This is a genomic window from Amycolatopsis keratiniphila (assembly GCF_000400635.2).
In the GTDB taxonomy this organism is placed as follows: domain Bacteria; phylum Actinomycetota; class Actinomycetes; order Mycobacteriales; family Pseudonocardiaceae; genus Amycolatopsis; species Amycolatopsis keratiniphila.
Genome location: NC_021252.1, coordinates 637872 through 660621, shown reverse-complemented (window position 1 = coordinate 660621; position 22750 = coordinate 637872). Strand labels below are relative to the sequence as shown.

At 67.6% G+C, this 22750-nt stretch carries 20 protein-coding genes; 2 read left to right on the top strand and 18 right to left on the bottom strand.

Features of this window, described 5'->3' with window-relative positions:
• Positions 1-61 precede the first annotated feature (61 nt).
• Positions 62-3562 carry a DNA-directed RNA polymerase subunit beta gene (gene rpoB, locus AORI_RS44195; protein WP_037332717.1) on the bottom strand — a complete coding sequence of 1167 codons (3501 nt, stop codon included), beginning with the start codon at positions 3560-3562 and terminating at the stop codon, positions 62-64.
• A gap of 646 nt (positions 3563-4208) precedes the next feature.
• Between rpoB and AORI_RS44190 the strand changes: the two genes are divergently transcribed.
• Positions 4209-5393 (top strand): hypothetical protein, encoded by a 1185-nt coding sequence (locus tag AORI_RS44190; RefSeq protein ID WP_228688292.1) that lies wholly within the window; start codon positions 4209-4211, stop codon positions 5391-5393.
• 158 nt (positions 5394-5551) lie between these two features.
• Here the strand turns inward: AORI_RS44190 and AORI_RS44185 are convergent, their stop codons facing one another.
• From AORI_RS44185 to rplJ, 13 genes are all read right to left on the bottom strand, one after another.
• Positions 5552-6418, bottom strand: a complete 867-nt coding sequence (locus AORI_RS44185; protein WP_016331071.1) for a hypothetical protein — start codon at positions 6416-6418, stop codon at positions 5552-5554.
• Positions 6419-6556: 138 nt separating this feature from the next.
• Positions 6557-7078 (bottom strand): hypothetical protein, encoded by a 522-nt coding sequence (locus AORI_RS44180; protein WP_016331070.1) that lies wholly within the window; start codon positions 7076-7078, stop codon positions 6557-6559.
• Positions 7079-7109: 31 nt separating this feature from the next.
• Positions 7110-8375 (bottom strand): MCE family protein, encoded by a 1266-nt coding sequence (locus tag AORI_RS44175; protein ID WP_016331069.1) that lies wholly within the window; start codon positions 8373-8375, stop codon positions 7110-7112.
• Complete coding sequence (locus AORI_RS44170; RefSeq protein WP_043847882.1) at positions 8375-9577, bottom strand: MCE family protein; 1203 nt, start codon at positions 9575-9577, stop codon at positions 8375-8377. Before AORI_RS44170 ends, AORI_RS44175 begins: the two co-directional genes overlap by 1 nt.
• A complete protein-coding gene (locus tag AORI_RS44165; RefSeq protein WP_016331067.1) occupies positions 9577-10755 on the bottom strand; it encodes an MCE family protein in 1179 nt (392 codons plus the stop codon). Before AORI_RS44165 ends, AORI_RS44170 begins: the two co-directional genes overlap by 1 nt.
• A complete protein-coding gene (locus AORI_RS44160) occupies positions 10752-11738 on the bottom strand; it encodes an MCE family protein (protein WP_043847881.1) in 987 nt (328 codons plus the stop codon). The genes AORI_RS44165 and AORI_RS44160 overlap by 4 nt, the downstream gene beginning before the upstream one ends.
• Positions 11735-12766, bottom strand: a complete 1032-nt coding sequence (locus tag AORI_RS44155; RefSeq protein ID WP_016331065.1) for an MCE family protein — start codon at positions 12764-12766, stop codon at positions 11735-11737. Before AORI_RS44155 ends, AORI_RS44160 begins: the two co-directional genes overlap by 4 nt.
• Entirely contained in the window at positions 12763-14100 is a 1338-nt protein-coding gene (locus tag AORI_RS44150; RefSeq protein WP_016331064.1) for an MCE family protein, read from the bottom strand. Before AORI_RS44150 ends, AORI_RS44155 begins: the two co-directional genes overlap by 4 nt.
• A complete protein-coding gene (locus AORI_RS44145) occupies positions 14097-14933 on the bottom strand; it encodes an MlaE family ABC transporter permease (protein ID WP_016331063.1) in 837 nt (278 codons plus the stop codon). The genes AORI_RS44150 and AORI_RS44145 overlap by 4 nt, the downstream gene beginning before the upstream one ends.
• Positions 14934-14936: 3 nt before the next feature.
• Positions 14937-15689, bottom strand: coding sequence for an MlaE family ABC transporter permease (locus tag AORI_RS44140; protein ID WP_020633292.1), 753 nt, complete (start codon positions 15687-15689; stop codon positions 14937-14939).
• 38 nt (positions 15690-15727) lie between these two features.
• Positions 15728-16897 (bottom strand): ABC transporter ATP-binding protein, encoded by a 1170-nt coding sequence (locus AORI_RS44135; protein ID WP_016331062.1) that lies wholly within the window; start codon positions 16895-16897, stop codon positions 15728-15730.
• 509 nt (positions 16898-17406) lie between these two features.
• Positions 17407-17799 (bottom strand): 50S ribosomal protein L7/L12, encoded by a 393-nt coding sequence (rplL, locus tag AORI_RS44130; RefSeq protein WP_016331061.1) that lies wholly within the window; start codon positions 17797-17799, stop codon positions 17407-17409.
• Positions 17800-17847: 48 nt separating this feature from the next.
• Complete coding sequence (gene rplJ / locus AORI_RS44125) at positions 17848-18399, bottom strand: 50S ribosomal protein L10 (RefSeq protein ID WP_016331060.1); 552 nt, start codon at positions 18397-18399, stop codon at positions 17848-17850.
• A gap of 329 nt (positions 18400-18728) precedes the next feature.
• Here rplJ and AORI_RS44120 point away from each other — a divergent pair, with 329 nt between their 5' ends.
• A complete protein-coding gene (locus tag AORI_RS44120) occupies positions 18729-19574 on the top strand; it encodes a hypothetical protein (RefSeq protein ID WP_016331059.1) in 846 nt (281 codons plus the stop codon).
• 164 nt (positions 19575-19738) lie between these two features.
• On the opposite strand, the gene AORI_RS44115 is transcribed toward AORI_RS44120, so the two are convergent.
• From AORI_RS44115 to nusG, 4 genes are all read right to left on the bottom strand, one after another.
• Positions 19739-20503: an alpha/beta fold hydrolase gene (locus tag AORI_RS44115; RefSeq protein ID WP_016331058.1), complete on the bottom strand. Its 765-nt coding sequence runs from the start codon at positions 20501-20503 to the stop codon at positions 19739-19741.
• A 77-nt stretch (positions 20504-20580) separates the two neighbouring features.
• The gene (gene rplA, locus AORI_RS44110; RefSeq protein ID WP_016331057.1) at positions 20581-21294 is read right to left on the bottom strand and encodes a 50S ribosomal protein L1; all 714 of its coding nucleotides are present in this window, start codon (positions 21292-21294) and stop codon (positions 20581-20583) included.
• Between the two features lie 82 nt (positions 21295-21376).
• The gene (gene rplK / locus AORI_RS44105; protein WP_005152062.1) at positions 21377-21811 is read right to left on the bottom strand and encodes a 50S ribosomal protein L11; all 435 of its coding nucleotides are present in this window, start codon (positions 21809-21811) and stop codon (positions 21377-21379) included.
• Between the two features lie 78 nt (positions 21812-21889).
• Entirely contained in the window at positions 21890-22744 is an 855-nt protein-coding gene (gene nusG, locus AORI_RS44100) for a transcription termination/antitermination protein NusG (protein WP_016331056.1), read from the bottom strand.
• Positions 22745-22750: the final 6 nt, after the last annotated feature.

The window sequence follows — 22750 nt, the reverse complement described above, 5'->3', positions numbered from 1 at the left end:
TGCGACTAGAGGAGTTGGCGAGCGGAGGCGGGAGCCTGGCGGGCTCCCGCCTCATCGCGGGTCAGTGCACGACGTCGTCCACCGAGGGCGACTCGTTGCGGGACAGGTTGATGCCGAGGTTGGCCGCGGCACGCTCGAGGTCCTCGTCGTCGGAGTCGCGCATCTCGATCGCGGCGCCGTCGCTGGACAGCACCTCGACGTTGAGGCAGAGCGACTGGAGCTCCTTCAGGAGCACCTTGAACGACTCGGGGATACCCGGCTCGGGGATGTTCTCCCCCTTGACGATGGCCTCGTACACCTTGACGCGGCCGACCACGTCGTCCGACTTGATCGTCAGGAGCTCCTGCAGGGTGTATGCGGCGCCGTACGCCTGCATCGCCCAGCACTCCATCTCGCCGAACCGCTGGCCACCGAACTGCGCCTTACCACCCAGCGGCTGCTGCGTGATCATCGAGTACGGACCGGTGGACCGGGCGTGGATCTTGTCGTCGACCAGGTGGTGCAGCTTCAGGATGTACATGTAGCCGACGGAGACCGGGTACGGGTACGGCTCGCCGGAGCGGCCGTCCAGCAGCGTGGCCTTGCCGTTCTGCTTGACCATGCGCTCGCCGTCGCGGTTCGGCTTGGTCGCGCCGAGCAGCCCGGTGAGCTCCTCTTCCTTGGCGCCGTCGAACACCGGGGTCGCGGTGTTCGTGCCGGGGTCGACGTCGTAGAGCTCCTCGTTGAGGTTCTTCGCCCACTCCGGGTTGCCCTCGATCTTCCACCCCTGCGACGCCAGCCAGCCCAGGTGAAGCTCCAGGACCTGGCCGATGTTCATACGACGCGGGACACCGTGGGTGTTCAGGATGATGTCGACGGGCGTGCCGTCCTCCATGAACGGCATGTCCTCGGCGGGGAGGATCTTGCCGATGACACCCTTGTTCCCGTGGCGGCCGGCGAGCTTGTCGCCCGGCTGGATCTTCCGCTTCTGGGCCACGTAGACGCGGACCAGTTCGTTGACGCCCGGGGGCAGCTCGTCGTCGTCCTCGCGCGAGAACACGCGGATGCCGATGACCTTGCCGGTCTCGCCGTGCGGCACCTTCAGCGAGGTGTCGCGGACCTCGCGGGCCTTCTCGCCGAAGATCGCGCGGAGCAGGCGCTCTTCCGGGGTCAGCTCGGTCTCGCCCTTGGGCGTGACCTTGCCGACCAGGATGTCGCCGTCGCGGACCTCGGCACCGATGCGGATGATGCCGCGCTCGTCGAGGTCGGCGAGGACCTCCTCGGAGACGTTCGGGATGTCCCGGGTGATCTCCTCGGCGCCCAGCTTGGTGTCGCGGGCGTCGATCTCGTGCTCCTCGATGTGGATCGACGTGAGCACGTCGTCCTGCACCAGGCGCTCGGAGAGGATGATCGCGTCCTCGTAGTTGTGGCCCTCCCACGGCATGACCGCGACGAGCAGGTTCTTGCCGAGCGCCATCTCACCGTTCTCGGTGGACGGGCCGTCGGCGATGACCTGACCCTGCTCGACCCGGTCGCCCTCGTTGACGATCGGGCGGTGGTTGAAGCAGGTGCCGTGGTTCGAGCGACGGAACTTGTACAGTCCGTAGCTCTTCCGCGTGCCGTCGTCGTGCATGATCGTGATCAGGTCGGCCGAGAGCTCCTCGACCACACCGGCCTGCTCGGCGACGAGCACGTCACCGGCGTCCACCGCGGCACGCAGCTCCACGCCGGTGCCGACCAGCGGGGCCGAGTTGCGCAGCAGCGGAACGGCCTGACGCTGCATGTTCGCGCCCATGAGCGCGCGGTTCGCGTCGTCGTGCTCGAGGAACGGGATCATCGCCGTCGCGACCGAGACCATCTGCCGCGGCGAGACGTCCATGTAGTCCACGTCCAGCGGGTCGATCAGCTCGACCTCGCCGCCCTTCTTACGGACCAGGACGCGGTCTTCGACGAAGGTGCCGTCGTCGTGGATCGGCGCGTTCGCCTGCGCCTTCACGTAACGGTCTTCCTCGTCCGCGGTGAGGTAGTCGACCTGGTCGGTGACGCGGCCCTCGACGACCTTGCGGTACGGGGTCTCGATGAAACCGAACGGGTTGACCCGCGCGTACGAGCAGAGCGAACCGATCAGGCCGATGTTCGGGCCTTCCGGCGTCTCGATCGGGCACATGCGGCCGTAGTGCGACGGGTGGACGTCTCGGACCTCCATGCCGGCGCGCTCACGCGACAGACCACCCGGGCCGAGGGCGGACAGACGACGCTTGTGCGTCAGCCCCGACAGCGGGTTGTTCTGGTCCATGAACTGCGACAGCTGCGAAGTACCGAAGAACTCCTTGATCGCCGCCACGACGGGACGGATGTTGATCAGGGTCTGCGGCGTGATCGCCTCGACGTCCTGGGTGGTCATCCGCTCGCGGACGACGCGCTCCATCCGGGACAGACCCACGCGGATCTGGTTCTGGATGAGCTCGCCGACGGTGCGGAGACGACGGTTGCCGAAGTGGTCGATGTCGTCGGTCTCGACCGGGATGACCTGGTCGCCGACGGTCGCCTTGTCCTCGCCCGCGTGCAGGCGGACCAGGTACTCGATCGTCGAGACGATGTCCTCTTCGGTGAGCGTCCCGGTGTCGTACGGCGTGGTCAGGCCGAGCTTCTTGTTCAGCTTGTACCGGCCGACCTTGGCCAGGTCGTAGCGCTTCGGCTTGAAGAACAGGTTCTCCAGCAGCGTCTGCGCGCTCTCCTTGGTCGGCGGTTCGCCCGGGCGCAGCTTGCGGTAGATGTCGAGCAGCGCCTCGTCGGTGCCGGCGGTGTGGTCCTTCTCGAGGGTGGCGAGCAGCGTCTCGGAGAAGGAGAAGCGCTCGCGGATCGCCTCGGTGGTCCAGCCGAGCGCCTTCAGCAGCACGGTGACCGGCTGGCGGCGCTTGCGGTCGATGCGGACGCCGACGGTGTCGCGCTTGTCGACGTCGAACTCCAGCCAGGCACCCCGGCTCGGGATGACGCGGACGTTGAAGACGTCCTTGTCGGTGGTCTTGTCGACGCTGGTGTCGAAGTACACACCCGGCGAACGGACCAGCTGCGACACGACGACACGCTCGGTGCCGTTGATGACGAAGGTGCCCTTGTCGGTCATCACCGGGAAGTCACCCATGAAGACCGTCTGGCTCTTGATCTCGCCGGTGTTGTTGTTCACGAACTCGGCGGTCACGAACAGCGGGGCCGCGTACGTCATGTCCTTGTCCTTGCACTCCTCGACGGAGGCCTTGACCTCGTCGAAGCGCGGGTCGGAGAAGGACAGCGACATGGATCCGGAGAAGTCTTCGATCGGCGAGATCTCGTTGAGGACCTCTTCCAGGCCGCCGACCGGGTTTTCTTCACCTTCTTCGACGCGGCGTTCGAACCACGCCTCGTCGCCGGTGAACCATTCAAAGGACCTGATCTGCACGTCGAGCAGGTTCGGGGTGCTGAGCGGCTCGCGAATCTTTGCGAAGGAGACCCGCTTGGGGGCTCCCGGGATTCCCGTGGACTCCGAGCGAGATACAGCCGAGGTGGTCGCAGCAGTGGCCTGGTTCGCGGGAGAGACTGCCAAGATGCGTCCTTCCGGGGACAATGAGCGGTGAGCAGCCGCGTCAGCAACAGCTGATGCGGTCTGTCAAGGGTGCCGTGTGCCCACTATCCTAACTACCGGCTCCGGGCAGCCTGAAAGAGGGCAGCGCAAAGAAGCAGTCTAGCCCGAACGTCGCGGTCTGTCCAGGGGGCGCTCCCGATGGGGCCCAGCCTGCATCGCAACGTCTTCAGGTATGCCTCTCCTCGGCCTCCCCGGGCCGTCCCTCCCGCAAGGGCACCGCCGGTTCTCACCGTTGCCAGTAAGCGTGACCCCACAGGGGCTCTGAGTCAAGATGCCGCGCGGTGGTCCCGCCGGTTGGCGCAGCGTGGAAGTAGCCCCGCGCCTGGTGCTTCACAGGACGATCATCCTGGTTACCGCCCGGTACCCGCAGGTGACGGCGCCGGCGCGCCGACCTGCGTTTAGCGGGCTAAACGCGATCCGGCCGCCGGGGCTTCCCGGGCGGTCACCGGGTCTGGCCAGGCGACCGGCGGGGCGCTCCGGGCGAACTCGGCCCGTGTGACCGTTGTGACCGGTGGGCCGTCTGGTGCGGCGCACAGGCACGGCGACGCACCTGCGTTTCGCGGGCTAATCGCGACGCGCGCCGGGCGGGCGCTGCCAGACTGGGGGCGTGAGCGAAACGTGGGAGCAGGACGCCAAGATGCCCCCGGTCCTCTTGCGGCCGGAAGCCGAGCTGCGGAAGGCCTCGGAACAGAGTCCCCTTCTCGGCGAGGTCCGCGGCTACGTCGCCGGGTCGGACTCCGGCGATCCGCTGATCCCCCGGTGGGCGGAGGTGTCCGGGCTGGTCCGCGTCGTCGACGGTAAGCACGTGCCCGTCGAGGAGAACGCGACGCTCGTCGACGACGCTCTCCGGCTCTGGGAGCGGCTGTATTCGACGATCGGCGAGGCTGAGCCTCTGCCCTTCGGACTGGTCGCGTCGATCACCCTCACGCTCTACCGGTCGGGTCCGGTCGCCGTGCCGGTCGAGCTCCTTTTCGAAGCCATCGAGCTCGGGCAGGCGCCGGACGGATCGACGCGGTACGCGACCAGCGTCGCGCTGGACCTGTTGGAACGGCTCGGCGCGCTCGAGAAGCGCACCGCGGACCCGGCCGGGCTCGCGCTGATCGCCGAGATCGCCGGAAAACCCGATCCCTCCCCGTACGTCCTCAGCCTCACCCCGATCGCCGTCTGGGCGATCAACAGGGCGCTCCGCGAGGCCGGAATGGACGCACCGGTCATCGGTGAGGCGGCGGAAGAGAGTCTCGGCGAGCTGAGCCCACGCCTCGCCAAGTCCGCGCCGGGGATCATCGACGCGGAGCTGAAGGCCTGGGTGCGGCATCGGTCGCCTTCCGGCGCGGCGGCAGAGGCGAGCGCGTTCCTTCACTCCGCGCGGCTCCCGGTGGAACGGCTTTTCGCCTTGATCGCGCTCGGGGAGACCGGCGAGATCGGCCTCGAGACCGCTGCGGCGGTGCGGGCCGAAGGCGGTCTGGTCGGCGCGGCCGCCGCGATGTGGCTGTCCGAACGTGGCGCGGTCGACCGGGAAACGATCACCCGCGACGAGGTCGTCCTCGGGATGGCCGACCACTACGCGGCGATGCACGCGCTCGGCGCGTTCGTCCATCAACTCGCCGACATGGACGACCGCTTCGACGTCGTGGACCTGCTGACGTCCTCCGGCCATCCGGACCGGCTCGAACTTCTGGACGTCGTCGGCACGGACCATCCGGACCGGAAGATGGCCAAGAAGGCGCGCACGGCGAGCTTCAAGCTCCGGTCGAGCGGCGTCCGAGGCCCTGGTCAGCGCGGCGACGCGTGACGATTAGCCCGCTAAACGCAGGTCAGCGGGGGTGGGGCTGCCGGAAGCCGTGAAGGCCTCCTTGAGGGACTCTGGGTCCCTCAAGGAGGCCTTCACGGAACGACGCGGGGCCGCAGGCGCGGATCGCGTTTAGCGGGCTAAACGCGATCCGGGCCGGGTCACTTCGAGGGGGCCGGGGAGGCCGGGGGCGAAGCGGGGGCCGAGGAAGCGGTGGGGTTCGGCGGAGCGGCGTAGGTGTTCATCGCCGTGATCTTCCACTTGTCGCCCTGCAGCTCCGCGTTCAAGTGCAGCTGAGCGCTCCCGGCGGTGGTCTTGTTCGTGTCGGCCCGCGTCGAGCTCTGGTCGACGAACACCATCACGTCGGCCCGGTCGCCTTCCAGCCGGATGACGGCGCTCCGGGTGACCTTGCAGGTCACGACCATCTTCTGCTGCGGGGCCAGCCGCTTGACCTCGCCCATCAGCAGGTTGTACTTCGCCCGCACGTCGTCGTTGACCAGCAGATCCGCCGCCGCGGTCTCGGTCTTCGCGATGTTGTTGTAGTCGTACGAGAACAGCGCCTCGGTCGCCTTCGCGACCTGGTCCTTGACCTGCGCGGTCTTCGCGACGTCCAGCAACGCCGTGTTGTTCGTCGAGCTGGACACCTCGTCGGCCTGGATCTTGAAGAGCACCGCGGTCGCGGCCAGCAGCAACCCGACGACCACCAGCGCGCCCGCTAGGATCAGCTGCTTCGAGCCCGGCTTCTTCTCGTCCTCCGACGACTCGTCGAGCTCGGCTTCGGCCTCTTCGAGGTCGTCCGGCTTCTCCTCGGCGACCGCGCGGGTCTTCGCACGCGGGCTCGGCTTCGCGACGACCTCTTCTTCGGGAGCCTCGGGCTCTTCAGCGACCTCAGTGTCCTCAGTGTCCTCAGCGGACTCGACGACCTCAGGCTCAGGCTCAGGACGCGGAGCCGGCCGCGGCGACGGACGACGAACCGGCGCCGGCTTCGCCACCGGCGTCTCCTCGACCTCGACCTCCGAGGTGGACACCTCGGGAGAAGAAGCGGGAGCAGGAGACGCACCGGGCCGTCGCAGGCCGGCCACCCGGGGGCGGCGCACCGGCGGAGTGCTGCGAGGGGGCTGGCGACGGGAGGGGGGCACTACGTGGCTCCGTTCTAGGTGACGCTCTTACTGACCGGCCGCGACGAGGGGCACGTTGTCGATCCCGGACAGCTTCCACTCATCGCCGACCCGGGTCATCGAGACCTCCAGGCGCAACGCCTTCGAGCTCGCCTTGTCGCCCTGGGTGACCTGCGTGGAGATGGCGGCGAGGAAGCTCGCCTTGCCCTCGTGGTCGTCGAGTTCCTCGACCGCGATGTCCTGGATGGTGGTCACGACCTTGGTCTTCGCGTCGCCGAGCGCCTTGCGGTAGGTCGGCTCCAGCTGGGCCAGCTGCTGGCTCATCTTCTCGTCGGAGACGGCCTTCTGCCGGTTGAAGAACTCGTCGAGGTTCTCGAAGTCGACCTCGGTGTACGCCTTGATCGCGGTGCCGCCCGCCTTGACCACATCGTCCCGCGAGCGCGCCAGGTCGGCGTTGTCGTCCGACGCGGCCACGGCCCACATGACACCGAAGATCGCCGCGGCGAGGAAGGCGGCCAGCGCGAACGCCGCCGCCCCCAGTACCAGGGTCCGCGATCGAGAAGAACTCATGACACTCCAGAGTAGGTATACGGTCTCGGGCTCAGCCGGGCAGGCCCAGCAGCGTGCCGAGGGTGGGCAGGCTGACCCCGGGGCTCTGCAGGACGCTCGGCATGCCCTGCGCCGCGCGCAGGCTGGCCAGTTCCTCGGCCGAGCGGCCGGCGTTCGCCGCGACGTCGCCTTCCGACGGGATCTGCGGGACCCCGTTGTACGGCGCGTTCTGCGCACCGCGCACGTTGATCGGGCTGCCCTTCGGCTCGGCGCAGTACGCGTCGTCCTTCGGCGCGCGAGGCGCCGTGTCGGTGCCTTCGCGGTACTTGTCCAGGCCGATGTAGCCCTTGGTGCACGACGGCGGGTTGAACAGGTTGAGCGCGAGCCCCAGGTGCGCGGTGCCGTCGTTGGCGACGGTGTTCGCGCCGGCGGCCAGCATCGGGTACGTCACCAGGCCCTGTTCGAGCCCGTCGAGCCGGGTCACCAGCAGGTTCGACGTCGTGAGCAGGTTCGCCGTCAGCGCACCCAGCCCCGGTCCGGATTCGGCGAGCACCGAGCTGATCTGGTTCGCCACCTGCGGGGTGATCCCGATCAGCTTCCGGATGTCGGCGTCGGAGTTCTTCAGCGTGCCAGAGAGCTTGTTGAGGTCCGCGCTGAACGACTTCATGGAGCTCGACATCTCGTTCTGCGTTTCGAGGACCTGCCCGCCCTTTTCCAGCAGCTGGATCGTCTGCGGCAGGTACTCCTGCGCGGTCGTGGTGAAGCTCCGCGCGGTGTCGAGCAGCCGCTGCAGGTCCGGGCCGGTGCCGTTGAAGGCGTTGTACGACTCGTCGACGACCTTGCGCAGCGAGTCGGTCGGCACCGAGGCCGCGAGGCTGTCGAGGTCGCCGATGAGCTGCTCGGTCGGCACCGGCGTCTTGACCTTGTCGGCCGGGATGACCGAACTCCCGTTCAGGAACGGTCCCTTGTCGCTCTTGGGCTTCAGGTCGACGAACTGCTCGCCGACCGCCGACCGGTTCGCGACGACGGCGTCGAGATCGGCGGGCACCTGCGGGGCGTCCGGCGAGATGTCGAGATCGGCTTCCAGCCCGGTCTTGGTCAGGCGCAGCTCGCCGACCCGCCCGATGTTGAAACCGCGGTACGTGACCTCGGCGTTGGTGAAGATGCCGCCGGACTGCTTGAGCTGCAGCTTCACCGTGTAGCCCTCGTCGCCGAAGACCTGGCCGAGCCCGGCGAACCGGATCAGCGCGTACACGATGGCGACCACGGAGATGATCGCGAACGCGACCAGCTGGATCTTCGTCCTACGGACCAGCATCAGCCGGCACCTCCCGAAAGCACGCCGAAGATACCGGCGGGTCCGGTCTGTTGCGGCTGGCCGCCGCCCTGCGGCGCGCCGGCCTGGCCACCGGCGACGCCGCCGACGCTGTCCGGGATCGGCAGCGGCGGATTCTCCCCCGGCCCCTCGGTGCCACCGGTCAGACCAGGCACCGGGACGACGTCCTTGAGCGGGTTCTCCCGGCTGCGGCCGAGGTTCTTGAGGATCTCGTTCAGGTTCAGGTCGATCTTCGCGAACAGGTTGAAGTAGTCGCCCTTGACGCCGTCGTAGGCGGCGTCACTGAACGGGAAGGTCAACAGGATCTCCAGCGCCTTCGGCAGATCCGCGCCCGCTTCGCCGAGCTTCTGCAGCGTCGGCTGCAGTGCCTTGAGGTCGGCGACGAGGTCTTCCTTGCTCTTGTTCACCGTGTCGACGGCGACACCGGAAAGGCGGTTGAGCGCGTTCAGCATGGTCACCAGCTGGCCGCGCTGCTGCTCCAGCACGCCGAGACCGGGGCCGAGGTTGTCGACCGCGCCGACCAGCTTGTCCTTCTGGCCGTTCAGCGTGAGCGAGAGCCGGTTCAGCCCGTCGAGCGCCCGCGTGATGTTCGCGGACTGCTTGTCGAGGTTCGTGACCAGCTCGTTGGTGTTGTTGAGCAGCGCCTTCAGCTCCGGCGAGCGGCCGGTGGTGGCATTGTTGAGCTCCTTGGTGATGGTGTTGAGCTGTTCCACCCCACCGCCGTTGAGCAGCAGCGAAAGCGCGCCGAGCAGTTCTTCGACCTCGACGCTGCGGTTCGTGCGGGCCAGCGGGATCACCGCGTTGTCGGCGAGCTTGCCCTGTCCGTCGGCGGGGGCGGCCAACTCGACGTACTTCTCGCCTAGGAGGCTCGACTGCTTGACGTTGGCGAGCGCGTTCGCCGGCAGCTTCACGTCGCCGTTGACCCGGAGGGTGACTTCGGCGTTCCAGCCGTCCTGGGTCAGGCCGATCGCTTCGACGCGACCGATGGCGACCTCGTTGACCTTCACCCCGGCCTGCGGGGTCAGGTCGAGCACGTCGCGGAACTGCACCTTGACCGTGTACGGATGGTCGCCGAGTTCGGCGCCACCGGGCAGCGGGACGTCGTAGATCCCGCTGAACCCGCAGCCGCTCAACGTCAGCGCCGTGACCGTGCCGACGGCCGCCAGAACCAAAGACTTCCTCATCACTTGGCCGCCGTTCCGTAGAGCTGCCCCGCGATCGGGAGCGGCAGCGGCGGCAGCTGGCCCGCCTGCGACGACTGGATCACCTGCGCGATCGACGGCAACGGCACCAGCCCGTCGACCAGCCCGGCGACGCCCTTGCACGCGTCGCCCAGCGCGTCGAGCGCGTCCGGGGTCTGCTTGAGCAGGTTGCACACCATCACCAGCGGCGGCTGGGTGAGCTCGTTGAGGTTGGCCCGCGCGTCGAGCGTGCCCGACGAGGCGTTGTAGGTGTTGACCAGGTTCCCGAGGCCGACCGGGGCGACGTCGAGGATCTCGGCGAGCGCGCCGCGCTGGTCGACGAGCACCTTGGTCACGCTGGCCAGCTTGTCCACATTGGACTTGAGCCGGTCGCGGTTCTTCTCGATGAACGCCTGCACCGCGGTGAGTGTGTCCGACAGCTGCTTCACCGTCGCCGAGAGGTTCTCCCGCTCCCCCGCGAGGAATCCGCTGACGTCGGCGAGCTGCCGTTCGAAGTCGCGGACCTGCTTGTCGCTGTTCACCAGCGTCTGCGAGAAGGAGCCGAGGTTCTCGACGGTCTTGAACAGGTCGTCCTTGTTGCCCGACAACGTGCCCGCGGCCTGGCCGAGTTTCGTGATCGTGTCGTGCAGCGCCTGCCCGTTGCCGTCGAAGTTCTTCGCGGCGGTGTCGAGCAGGTTCGACAGCGAACCGTTCTTGTTGGCGCCGTTGGGCCCGAGCGACTTGCTGACCCGGGACAGGCTGGCGGCGAGCTCGTCGACCTCCAGCGGCACCTCGGTGCGGTCGAGCCCGATGACGGCGCCGTCGGCGATCCGCGGGCCGCCCTTGTAGGCCGGGGCGAGCTGCACGTAGCGGTCGCTGACCAGCGACGGCGACACGATGATCGCCTTCGCGTCCGCGGGCACCGCCACCGAACGGTCGTATTCGAGTTCGACGCGGACCTGGTTGCCCATCGGCTGGATCTTGGTGACCGTGCCCATGTCCACGCCGAGCATGCGGACACTGTTGCCTTCGTAGAGGCCGACGGTGCCCGCGAAGTACGCGGTCACGTGGTTGCGGCCCGCGTCCTTGAGCGTCCACCACAGCGCACCGGCGACGACCAGCGCGAGCACGATCGCGATGGTGAAGCCGCGCGCGAGGCCGGAACCGAGACGGGTACTCATTTCTCGTAGCACCCCTTGTCGTTGATCGGGCCGAACGACGGCAGGACCAGTCCGCAGATGTAGTTGTCGAACCAGCGGCCGTTGCCGATCGTGTTCGTGAACACCCGGATGAACGGCGCGAACCGCGCGATGCCCTGGCCGAGGGCGTCCTGGTTGCGCTGCAGCATCGAGGTCAGCTGGTCGAGCTGGGTGAGCACCGGGTCGAGCTGCGCGTCGTTGTCGTCGACCAGGCCCTTGAGCTGGGTGGCGAGGTTGCGCGAGCCGTCCAGCAGCGCGGAGATCGCCTCCTTGCGCTTGGCCACCTCGCCGAGCAGCTTGTTGCCGTCGGCCAGCAGCTTCTGGAACTCGGCGTCGCGGTCGACGAGCGTCTGCGAGACCTGCCGCGTGTTCGCGAGCAGGCTCGCCAGCTGCGAGTCGCGTTTGGCGATGGTGTCCGAGAGGCGGGAAAGGCCGGTCAGCGCGCCCTTCACGTCGGCCGGGGTGTCCGCGAAGGTCTCCGTGATGACGTCGAAGCTCTTCGCCAGCTGCGTCGTGTCGATGTCGTCGACGGTCTGCGAGAGGCCGCGGAAGGCGTCGAGGACGTCGAACGGCGACATCGTGCGCTCACGCGGGATCGTCGCGCTCGGGTCGAGCGTGCGCTGCCCTTGCGGGTCGAGCGCCAGGTACTTCTGGCCGAGCACGGTCTTGATCTTGATCGCCGCGCTGGTCTTGTCGCCCAGCCAGGCGTCCTTGACCTTGAACGAGATCCGGACCTTGTCGCCGTCGAGCTTGATCTGGGAGACCTTGCCGACCTTCACGCCGGCGACCCGGACGTCGTTGTCCTCCTGCAGGCCCGAGGCCTCGCTGAAGTCCGCGGTGTAGGTGGTCCCGCCGCCGATCACCGGCAGGTCTTCGGAGTTCAGCGCGGCGATGAAACCGAGCAGCAGCACCGAGATGCCGACCAGCGCGATCGGGATCGGATTGCGTTTCCGGAACGACTTCATGCCGTGCACCTCGCCCGGTTCACCGGCAGCAGCGGCAGGTTGATCGGCTCGTTGATCAGCGGAGGCAGGGCGACGGCTCCCGTCATCTCACAGGCGAAGAAGTTGAACCAGGAGCCATAGTCGGCGGTGCGGGTCAGCGCCGTCACCTTCTGCGGCAGGAACTGGATGAAGTGCTCGACGAGCGGCTGGTTGTCGTTGAGGTTCTTCGACAACGTGCCGAGCGCGGCGATGTCCTGCTTGAGCGGCTCGCGGGCCTCGCCGAGCAGACCGGAGGTCGTCTTGGCCAGGGTGCCGAGCGAGTCGATGGCGTCGCCGATCGGCTCGCGGTCCGCGGCCAGCCCGGAGACCAGCTGCTGCAGCCTGACGATCAGGTCGTTCAGCTGCGGTGTGTGCGCGTTGACCGTGGTGAGCACCGAGTTCAGGTTGTCGATGACCTCGCCGATCACCTTGTCCTTGTCGGAGATCGTGGTGGCCAGCGACGCGGTGTGCTTCAGCAGGCTTTCGACCGTGCCGCCCTCGCCCTGCAGGACCTGGATGACCTCGTAGGACAGCTTGTTGATGTCGTCCGGGTTGAGCGCGGTGAACAGCGGCTTGAACCCGTTGAACAGCTGCGTCAGGTCGAGCGCGGGCGTGGTGCGCTCCAGTGGGATGTTCCCGCCGGGCTCCAGGGTCTTGCCGGAGGAGTCGGTGCCCTGCCCGAGCGAGACGTAGCGCTGGCCGACCAGGTTCCGGAACTTGATCTGCGCGGTGACCCCGGCGGGCAGCTTGCGGCCGGCGTCCACCTCGAACTCGACCTCGGCCTGGCGCCGGTCGACGATGCGGACGTCCTTGACCTGCCCGACCCGGACACCGGCGATGCGGACGTCGTCGTTGGGCAGCAGGAGGGTGGCGTCGCTGAACCGTGCCTTGTAGGCGTTGGTGCTGGTGGTGTTCACGTTGGCGATGCTGATCCCGAGGATCGTCGTGAACAGCACCGTGACCACGATGAAGGCGCACAGCTTGAGCAGCGGAGCGAGCAGTCCCCTCATTTGACGTGCACCTCCGCTCCCCGGTAGAGCGGTCCGACGAGCAGCGAGCCCCAGCCGGGCACGTCCGAGGCGGCCATGCCGACCTGCGGGGCGACCAGCTGCGCGAGGAAGTCCGATTCGGACGCGCTGTAGGACGGGCTACCGCCGGGTGCTCCCCCGCCGTTGTAACCGCCGACGTTCGCGAAGCCGTTCGAAGGCGAAAGGCCGTCGTTCGCCGAGCGGGCCGGCGGCTTGACCGTGCTGCCGTCCTTGATCGGGCCGTCCGGCGGGTACTGCGGGAACGGGTCCGGGAACTGCTTCAGGTCGTAGCAGCGCGGCCCACGTTTGTCCTCGAACCGCGGCTCGTCCTTGCCGGGCAGGTACGGCCCGCGGTTGACGGTGACCTCGATGGTCGCGTGCAGACCGGGCCGGTCGGTGCCCTTGCCGAGGGCCTTGTCGATCTTGGGCAGGTTGTCCGCCATCTGCCCGATCACGCAGGGGTACGACGGCGCGTACTTGGCCAGCAGCTCCGCCGTCGGGCGGGCGGTGTCGGCGAGCCGGATCAGGTTGTCGGCGTTGTTCTGGAGGAACGTCTGCAGATCGACCGAAGCCTGGGTGACGCTGCCGTAGAGGTTCGCCAGGTTCAGCTTCTGGTCCACCACGGTGCGGGTGGTGGTGCTCAGGTTGTCCAAGGTCTGCACCAGGTCCGGAGCGACGGCGTTGAGATTGTCCGAGAACTTCGCGAGCTCTTTGAGGTTCTGCTGGAGCTTCGGCTCGTGCGGGTTCAGCTGCCCGACGTAGTCGCCGAGCTGGGCGAGGGTGTCGCCGAGCTGGTCACCGCGGCCGTTGAGGGCGGTGGAGATCGCCGAAAGCGTGCTCGACAGCTTCTGCGGCTGGACGGCCTGCAAGACCGGCATCAGATGGGCGAAGGCCTGCTCCAGCTCGACCGCGCCGGACGTGCGGTCCTGGGTTATCACGTCGCCTTCCGCGATCGCCTTCTCCGACGGCGCGTCCGGGATCTCGAGGGAAACGAAACGCTCACCGAACAACGTCTTCGGCAGGAATCGCGCCGAAACGTTCTGGGGGATCAGTTTCGCCGACTCGGGATTCAGCGCGAGCGTGAGCTCGGCGCCGTCCGGGGTCGCGGTGATCTCCTTGACCGAACCGACGATGAGCCCGCGGACCTTCACATCGGACTGCTTCAGCAACTGGTTCCCGATGTTGCCCGACTGGAGCTTCACGCTGACGACGGGCGTGAACGCCCTTTGGTACAGCGCGATGCTCAGCGCCACCCCGCCGATGAGCACGGCGACCAGAAGCAGGCCCAGCAGCCTGCGCCGGATTGTCGCGATCATCCTGCGATCCTCACCGTGACGTCGGTTCCCCAGATCGCGAAACCGATGAAGAAGTTCATGATGGACACCGTGACGATGCTCAGCCGGACCGCTTTACCGACGGCCACGCCGACACCGGCGGGGCCACCGGAGGCCCGGTATCCGAAATAGCAATGGGACAGGATGATCAAGACGCTGAACAACAGCACCTTGATGAACGAATACAGCACATCCTGTGGTGGTAGGAACAGGTCGAAATAATGGTCGTAGGTACCCGCTGACTGGTTGTAGATGTAGATAACGACCAACCGCGACGCGAGATACGAACTCAGCAGGCCGATGACGTACAGCGGGATGACCGCGACGAAACCGGCGATGATCCGGGTGGTCACCAGGTACGGCAGGCTCGGCACGCCCATGACTTCGAGCGCGTCGATCTCCTCCGAGATCCGCATCGCGCCCAGCTGGGCGGTGAACCCGGCGCCGACGGTCGCCGAAAGCGCGAGGCCGGCGACCAGCGGGGCGATCTCGCGGGTGTTGAAGAACGCGGTCAGGAAGCCGGTGAAGGCCGAGGTGCCGATCGAGTTCAGCGCCGAGTAGCCCTGGAGACCGACGAGGACACCGGTGAACAGGGTCAGGCCGACCATCACGCCGACCGTGCCGCCGATGACGGCGAGCGAGCCGGAACCGAAGCTCACTTCGGCGAGCAGCCGCAGGACTTCTTTCATGTAGCGGCGAAGCGTCCTCGGCGTCCACAGCAACGCGCGGCCGTAGAACGACATCTGGTCACCGAGGTTGTCCAGAGTCTGCAAAGGACGGTTGGCGACCCGCTTGGCGCCCTGGAGAAAGGTCATGCGTCAGTCCAGCTTTCCGGGCACGATCTGCAGGTAGATCAGCGTGATCACGAAGTTCACCACGAACAGCATGAGGAACGTGATGACGACCGACTGGTTCACCGCGTCGCCGACGCCCTTCGGGCCGCCGGACGGGTTCAGTCCCCGGTAGGAGGCGACGACCGCGGCGATGAAGCCGAAGATCAGCGCCTTCAGCTCGCCGACCCAGAGGTCCGGCAGCTGGGCCAGCGCGGAGAAGCTCGCCAGGTACGCACCCGGCGTCCCGCCCTGGAGGACGACGTTGAAGAAGTACCCGCCGAGCACGCCGATGACGCTGACCATGCCGTTCAGCAGGAGCGCCACCAGCATCATCGCGAGCACACGCGGCACGATCAGCCGCTGCACCGCGGAGACGCCGAGCACCTCCATGGCGTCGATCTCCTCGCGGATGGTCCGCGCGCCGATGTCCGCGCAGACCGCGCTACCGCCGGCGCCCGCGACCAGCAGCGCGGTGACCAGCGGGCTGGCCTGCTGCACGGTGGCCAGCACCGACCCGGCGCCCGTGTAGGACTGGGCACCGAGCTGGCGGGCGAGTGAACCGAACTGCAGCGAGATGACCGCGCCGAACGGGATCGCGACGAGCGCGGTCGGCAGGATCGTGACGCTGGCGATGAACCAGGCCTGCTGGATGAACTCCCGCAGCTGGAACGGGCGCTGGAAAATGCCACGAACGATGTCGAGGCCGAGAGCGAACAGGTTCCCGGTCTCGCGCAACATGCCGATCCCGGGGATCTTCGCCGATGAAGCGGAAGAGCTCACGCGCCACCTGACCCCGGATCTTGTGGCCGCAAGCGGTGGTTGCCCGCTCTCCCGGGGTGCGGGATGTGGGCGACCTGGTCGTCGGGCAGCTGGCCCTGGTGGTGGTTCGGGATCGAGCTCTCAGCGGGCACCGACCGGTGGCCGGCGGTCGCGAGGCGCTGCGGGCGGACGCCGTAGCGCTGCTGCTCCTCCGGGGAGAGCGACTCGATGATGCTCTGCTGCGCCTCGGGCGGCAGGCCGTGCAGGATCTGCATGACGCGGTCCTTGCGGCGGACCGCGCCCATCCGGGTCGGCACGCCGGGTGTCGGCTGCATCTGCGGCGGCACCCCGCTGACGTCCTCGACACCACCCGCGTGGTGACCGGCCTCGAACATCGCGCGCTCCGCGGCGAGCTGGGCCGAGTCCTTCTCCTCGCTCATGCCGATGGGGCCGTCCATCTTGCCGTTGAGGAACTGCTTGACGACCGGCTCCTCGCTGGTCAGCAGCACCTCGCGCGGGCCGAACATGACCAGTTCCTTGCGGAAGAGCATGCCCAGGTTGTCCGGGACGGTGCGGGCGAGGTTGATGTTGTGCGTGACGATCAGGAACGTCGCGTCGATCTGCGCGTTGACGTCGAGGAAGAGCTGGGAGATGTAGGTGGTGCGGACCGGGTCGAGACCGGAGTCCGGCTCGTCGACCAGGATGATCTGCGGGTCCAGCACCAGGGCGCGGGCGAGACCGGCGCGTTTGCGCATACCGCCGGAGATCTCGCCGGGCAGCTTCTTGTCGGCGCCGTTGAGACCGGTCATCTCGAGCTTCTCGAGCACGATCCGGCGGACCTCGGTCTCCGACTTCTTCGTGTGCTCCCGCAGGGGGAAGGCCACGTTGTCGTAGAGGTTCATCGAGCCGAACAGCGCGCCGTCCTGGAAGAGGACGCCGAAGAGCTTGCGCACTTCGTAGAGCTGGTGTTCGGAGCACGTCACGATGTCGACGCCGTTGATCATGCACCGGCCGCGGTCCGGCTTAAGCAGACCGATCATCGACTTCAAGAAGACGGACTTACCGGTTCCGGACGGACCGAGCATCGCCGAAACCTCGCCCGGAGGCAGGGTCAGCGTGACGTCCCGCCAGATGGCCTGCTTACCGAAGGACTTGGAAAGACCTTCGATGACCACCTCGGCACCCATCGCACCTCCAGGAGCTGTTCCGCGTCGTCGCGCACTGCCTTCCCGTGCCACTGGCCCGAGAGGACGCATGCGTTCGCGCAGCGATACCCGCGTCAACCAGGTGCAACGAGCTGAGTGCGAACAGGTTACTCACCAGTTTTCTTTTCTGGCCAGACCCGCGGGTAACTTTTCGCGCAGCCCGCCGCCTGCCCGTGCACCGCTAGCGGCACCGTAGTGCACGTCACTCCGGTGCGCAGATCCACGACCTGCCCCGCCCCAGGCCGGATCGCGTTTAGCCCGCTAAACGCAGGTCAGCCCCCACGCCACCCTCCACGCCGCCCCGGATCGCGTTTCGCGGGCTAAACGCGATCCGGCGCCCTGGACGCGCCAAAACGCTTAGCCTTGCTACGCGTCGCGATTAGGGGGCTAAACGCAGGTCGGGACGGGGGCTGGAGACAGCGAAGGGGCGGGCACCCGTGTGGATGCCCGCCCCTTCGACGGTGCTGCGGTAGGCGCTGACGCGCCCGAGATCACTTGATGGCGATCTTGGCGCCCGCGGCCTCGAGCTTCTCCTTGGCGGCCTCGGCGGCCTCCTTGTCGACCTTCTCCAGGAGGGCCTTGGGAGCGGCCTCGACCAGCTCCTTGGCCTCCTTCAGGCCCAGACCCGAGACGACCTCACGGACGACCTTGATGACCTGGATCTTCTTGTCACCGGCGGACTCGAGGACGACGTCGAACTCGTCCTGCTCGGCGCCAGCGTCGGCGGCAGCGCCACCGGCGGCCGGGGCCGCGGCGACGACGGCGGCCGGGGCGGCGGCGGTGACGTCGAAGGTCTCCTCGAATTCCTTCACGAACTCGGACAGCTCAAGAAGGGTGAGCTCCTTGAAGGCGTCGATCAGCTCGGCGGTGCTCAGCTTCGCCATGGTGGCTTTCCTCTCTGAAACGAACTAAAAGTTCGGGGGTGGGGGTGTTCAGCTCTCGGCGGGTGCTTCGGCTGCTTCGGTACCGGCGTTGCGCTGCTTCTCCTCCAGCGCGGCAGCCAGGCGAGCGACCTGGGACGCCGGCGCCTGGAACAGCGCGGCGGCCTGGGACAGCTTCGCCTTGAACGCGCCCGCCGCCTTGGCGAGCAGGACCTCACGGCTGTCGAGATCGGCGATCTTGGAGATCTCGTCCACGGACAGCGACTTGCCGTCCATGTAGCCGCCCTTGATCACAAGCGCGTTGTTGTCCTTCGCGAAATCGCGAAGCGCCTTCGCGGCGTCAACCGGCTCACCTTCGACGAAGGCGATCGCGGTCGGGCCGACGAACAGGTCCTCGAGACCCTCGATGCCGGCGTCCGTGGCGGCACGCTTGACGAGGGTGTTCTTCGCGACCCGGTACTTGGCATTGGTGCCGAGAGCGCGGCGCAGCTGGGACAGCTGGGACACGGAGAGGCCGGTGTACTGGGTAACGACTGTGGCCGAGCTGCTGCGGAAGCTCTCCGCGATCTCGGCGACGGCCGCCTCCTTGTCGGGCTTCGCCATGGTCGCCTCCTCTCTTGGCTAGTGGTCCACTGGCCTTGAGAGCCCTGAAACGACGAAACGCCCCAGCGCAGACAGGCGCGGGGCGTCAGGGCACACGACGACGTGCGTCGTGGGCGAGCCTCGTTCCTCCTGCGCGGGTCGCCCGCCCTAGCGGGGCCTTCGTTCTCCAGGCCGTATGACCAGGAGAAGACCAGCGGTCTTCGGTAGAACCTTGACAAGAGTACGTGACCCTGTTTGGCCCTCCGCACGGACCCCCTGTCAGATCGCGTTTAGCGGGCTAAACGCGACCGGCGGAGTGCGCGGGAGGCCTCGCGAGGCATCATGGTGGCGTGGCGGAGCAGCGTGATGACGGAAAGCCGGGCAGCGAGCCCGGCACGGACATCGAGCCCAAGGCGGGAGGTCAGCCCGCGCCCCGGCTGGATGAGGAGCAACTGCGCCAGTTCCAGCAGTTTCAGCAGTTCCAGGAATATCTGAAGTTCACCGAGGCGCAGCAGCAAGGCCTCGTACCGTCACAGACCACGCAGCCCGCGACCCAGTACTACGGAGGACAGCCGCCGGCGCCTCCGGGACCGCCGCCCGGCGAGCTCGTGCATGCCCCTCGCCCGCGCATGCCGCGTTGGCTGCGGCGGCTGGGCGGGAAGCTCCTCGCCTGGATCATCGTGATCTTGCTGATCTGCATCGGCGCGACCATCACCTACCGGCAGATCTTCCCCAGCGACGCCGGGGAGGACACGGCGACGTTCGTCCAGGGCGGCGGCGGCAAGCACCGCACCAACCAGGTGCTGTCGACCAACCCGTGGGAGGCCGTGCGGGCCATCTACGACACGATCGGCAAGCCGTACCCGCCCGCCACCCGCGTCGAAAAGGTCTGCCTGTCGATGAGCGAACAGGCGCAGGCCCAGTTCGCCCGCGACCTCGGCTATCCGGACTGCGCGACCGCCGTCCCGGCGCTGAACGCCAAGGTCACCGACATCACGCCGTACATCTACGCGGTTCGCCCGATGTCGAGTGTGGTCCCGCGGCAGAACCTGACGATCCACTCGTGCTGGTACAACATCCGCGGTGGCCCTGTGCTGGGCAGCTTCACCCTGCAGGAAGTCGAGATGGGTCAGTGGCTGATCACCGGGCACGCGAACTCTCCCGAGCCCTGTCCCGCCCCGCCCACCGGCAACTGACCTGCACGTCTTCACCCCCGGATCGCGATTAGGGGGCTAAACGCAGGTCGGCCGCGGATCGCGTTTAGCCCGCGAAACGCAGGTCCGCACGCCAGATCGCGATTAGCCCGCGAAACGCAAGTGCGCACGCCAGATCGCGTTTAGCCCGCGAAACGCAGGTCGCGTCAGAGGTCGTGCGCGGTCAGGAAGCCGGTAAGGGCGGAGCCAAAGGCGGGGTGCATGACGGCGGCCATGTGATCACCGGGGACGCGGACGAGGCGGGCGCCGGCGATGGCGGCGGCCAAGCGTTCGGGTTCCGCGGCCAGCGGGTCGGTGTCCCCGGCGAGGATCAGGGTCGGCACGGCGATCGCCGTCAGGTCCAGTTTCGGATTGGCCGTGCCGCGGGCGACGGCCGCCAGCGCGATCCGGTCCGCCCGCAACGCGTCGGCCAGCGCCCGGAAAGGCGCCGAAGACGGCGGAAGCGTCGAAGGATCCGAAGTGAGCAGCGCCTCGCTGATCGCCTCAGGCGTGACGACGCGGGTGTCGACGCCGCCGAAGTCGACGATCCCCGACCCGACCCCGCCGATCGCGAGGCACCGGATCCGCGGGTCGGCGGCCACCGCGCCGAGCGCGATCATCGCGCCCATCGAGTAGCCGACCATCGACACCTCGTCGAGGTCCAGCGTGTCCAGCAGCGCCGACACGTCGCGCACCATCGCGTCGTCGCCGTAGCTCGCCTCGTCGTGCGGTTTCGCCGACCGCCCGTGGCCGCGCGCGTCCAGGCTGATCACGGTCAGCCCCGCGTCCTGGAGGGTGTCGACGACGCCGGGAGCGATCCAGTTGGCGTTCGTGTCCGCGGCGAAACCGTGCTGCAGCAGTACCGGACGCCCGCCGCCTTCCCAGACGGTGTAGCTCAGCTGAAGCCCGTCGAACGACGCGAAGGTAGGCATGCCCTCCAGCAAACACGAAAAAGGGGCGGCCCCGCCGTAGCGGGACCGCCCCCTTCTCAGTGATGTCTAACTCAGACTCACGCGTCCTCGGTGAGGAGGTTGCGGGTGCGGGCCGGGTCGACCGGGACACCCGGGCCCATCGTCGTGGAGATCGTGACCTTCTTCAGGTAGCGCCCCTTCGCCGACGACGGCTTGGCACGCAGGATCTCGTCCAGCGCGGCCGCGTAGTTCTCCACCAGCTTCTCGGTGTCGAACGAGGCCTTGCCGATGACGAAGTGCAGGTTGGCCTGCTTGTCCACGCGGAAGTTGATCTTACCGCCCTTGATGTCCGAGACGGCCTTCGCGACCGCGGGGGTCACGGTGCCGGTCTTCGGGTTCGGCATCAGGCCACGCGGGCCGAGGATGCGGGCGATACGGCCGACCTTCGCCATCTGGTCCGGCGTCGCGATCGCGGCGTCGAACTCGAGCCAGCCACCCTGGATGCGCTCGATCAGTTCGTCGGTGCCGACCACGTCCGCGCCGGCGGCCTCGGCCTCGGCGGCCTTGTCACCAACGGCGAAAACAATGACGCGGGCGGTCTTACCGGTGCCGTGCGGCAGGTTCACGGTGCCGCGGACCATCTGGTCGGCCTTCCGAGGGTCGACACCGAGGCGCATGGCGACCTCAACGGTGGCGTCCATCTTCTTGGAAGAGGTCTCCTTGGCCAGCTTCGCGGCCTCGAGCGGGGCGTAGAGCCGCTCGCGGTCCACCAGCTCAAGAGCCTGACGGTAGGCCTTGCTGTGCTTGGGCATTGCTTCTGTCCTTAACTCTTCAACGGATCAGTGTGGTGTTGGAGCCAGCACTTGGCTCTCCCACGGTGGTGCGGGGTGGAACTCAGTCGACGACCGTGATGCCCATCGAGCGGGCGGTGCCGGCGATGATCTTCGCGGCCTGGTCGATGTCGTGCGCGTTCAGGTCGGATTCCTTGGTCTTCGCGATGTCGCGGACCTGGTCCCAGGTGACCTTGGCGACCTTGGTCTTGTGCGGCTCGCCGGAACCCTTCTCCACGCCCGCGGCCTTCAGCAGCAGCTTCGCGGCCGGCGGCGTCTTGAGCTTGAAGTCGAACGTGCGGTCTTCGTACACGGAGATCTCGACCGGGACGACGTCCCCGCGCTGCGACTCGGTCGCGGCGTTGTAGGCCTTGCAGAACTCCATGATGTTGACGCCGTGCTGACCCAGCGCGGGGCCGACCGGCGGCGCGGGGTTGGCCGCACCCGCCTTGATCTGCAGCTTGATGATCGCCGCAAGCTTCTTCTTCTTGGGTGGCATTTCGTTTGTTCCTTCTTACTGACTTGAGTCCCCCGCACACCTGCCAGTACGCGGGGACTGCCGGCCGTCTGGCGGCCGTCAGATCTTGGAGACCTGGTTGAACGACAGCTCGACCGGGGTCTCCCGGCCGAAGATCGACACCAGGACCTTCAGCTTCTGTCCGTCCACGTTGACCTCGGAGATCGTCGCGGGCAGCGTCGCGAACGGGCCGTCCATGACGGTGACCGACTCGCCGACCTCGAAGTCCACCTCGACCGCGGGGGCACCCAGCGGCGACTCGGTGGCGGCGGCCTCGCCCTTGCCGGGCTTGGCGGGGGCGGCCGTCTCGACCTTGGGCGCGAGGAACTTGAGCACCTCGTCCACGGTCAGCGGCGACGGACGCGACGTGGCGCCGACGAACCCGGTGACACCCGGCGTGTTGCGCACCGCGCTCCACGAGGCGTCGTTCAGGTCCATGCGGACCAGGATGTAGCCGGGCAGCACCTTGCGCTGCACCTGCTTGCGCTGGCCGTTCTTGATCTCGGTGACCTCTTCGGTCGGGACCTCGATCTGGAAGATGTAGTCCTCGACGTCCAGCGTCTGGGTCCGGGTCTCGAGGTTGGTCTTCACCTTGTTCTCGTAACCCGCGTACGAGTGCACGACGTACCACTCACCGGGAGCGGCGTTGAGTTCCGCGCGCAGTTTGGCGACCGGGTCGACGTCCTCGTCGGCCTCGGGCTCGGCGGCGGTGTCGTCGTCCTCGGTGTCGTCGGTCTCGACGGACGCCTCGTCGGCCTCCGCGACATCTCCGGCTTCGTCGACCTCGTCGCCTGCGGCGGGCACCTCGACGGAGTCCAGGTGCTCGGACTGCTCGTCGCCGAGTGCCGCGTGCACCTGCTCGTCGGAAAGCTCGGTCAGCTCATGACCGGCTGCTGTGCCGTTCTCGGAGGTCACGTTCCG

Coding starts and splice junctions, on each gene's coding strand:
- AORI_RS44180 (WP_016331070.1), bottom strand. CDS start 7,078: ATGAGTTCTTCTCGATCGCGGACCCTGGTACTGGGGGCGGCGGCGTTC.
- AORI_RS44175 (WP_016331069.1), bottom strand. CDS start 8,375: ATGCTGGTCCGTAGGACGAAGATCCAGCTGGTCGCGTTCGCGATCATC.
- AORI_RS44170 (WP_043847882.1), bottom strand. CDS start 9,577: ATGAGGAAGTCTTTGGTTCTGGCGGCCGTCGGCACGGTCACGGCGCTG.
- AORI_RS44165 (WP_016331067.1), bottom strand. CDS start 10,755: ATGAGTACCCGTCTCGGTTCCGGCCTCGCGCGCGGCTTCACCATCGCG.
- AORI_RS44160 (WP_043847881.1), bottom strand. CDS start 11,738: ATGAAGTCGTTCCGGAAACGCAATCCGATCCCGATCGCGCTGGTCGGC.
- AORI_RS44155 (WP_016331065.1), bottom strand. CDS start 12,766: ATGAGGGGACTGCTCGCTCCGCTGCTCAAGCTGTGCGCCTTCATCGTG.
- AORI_RS44150 (WP_016331064.1), bottom strand. CDS start 14,100: ATGATCGCGACAATCCGGCGCAGGCTGCTGGGCCTGCTTCTGGTCGCC.
- AORI_RS44145 (WP_016331063.1), bottom strand. CDS start 14,933: ATGACCTTTCTCCAGGGCGCCAAGCGGGTCGCCAACCGTCCTTTGCAG.
- AORI_RS44140 (WP_020633292.1), bottom strand. CDS start 15,689: ATGTTGCGCGAGACCGGGAACCTGTTCGCTCTCGGCCTCGACATCGTT.
- AORI_RS44135 (WP_016331062.1), bottom strand. CDS start 16,897: ATGGGTGCCGAGGTGGTCATCGAAGGTCTTTCCAAGTCCTTCGGTAAG.
- rplL (WP_016331061.1), bottom strand. CDS start 17,799: ATGGCGAAGCTGAGCACCGCCGAGCTGATCGACGCCTTCAAGGAGCTC.
- rplJ (WP_016331060.1), bottom strand. CDS start 18,399: ATGGCGAAGCCCGACAAGGAGGCGGCCGTCGCCGAGATCGCGGAGAGC.
- AORI_RS44115 (WP_016331058.1), bottom strand. CDS start 20,503: ATGCCTACCTTCGCGTCGTTCGACGGGCTTCAGCTGAGCTACACCGTC.
- rplA (WP_016331057.1), bottom strand. CDS start 21,294: ATGCCCAAGCACAGCAAGGCCTACCGTCAGGCTCTTGAGCTGGTGGAC.
- rplK (WP_005152062.1), bottom strand. CDS start 21,811: ATGCCACCCAAGAAGAAGAAGCTTGCGGCGATCATCAAGCTGCAGATC.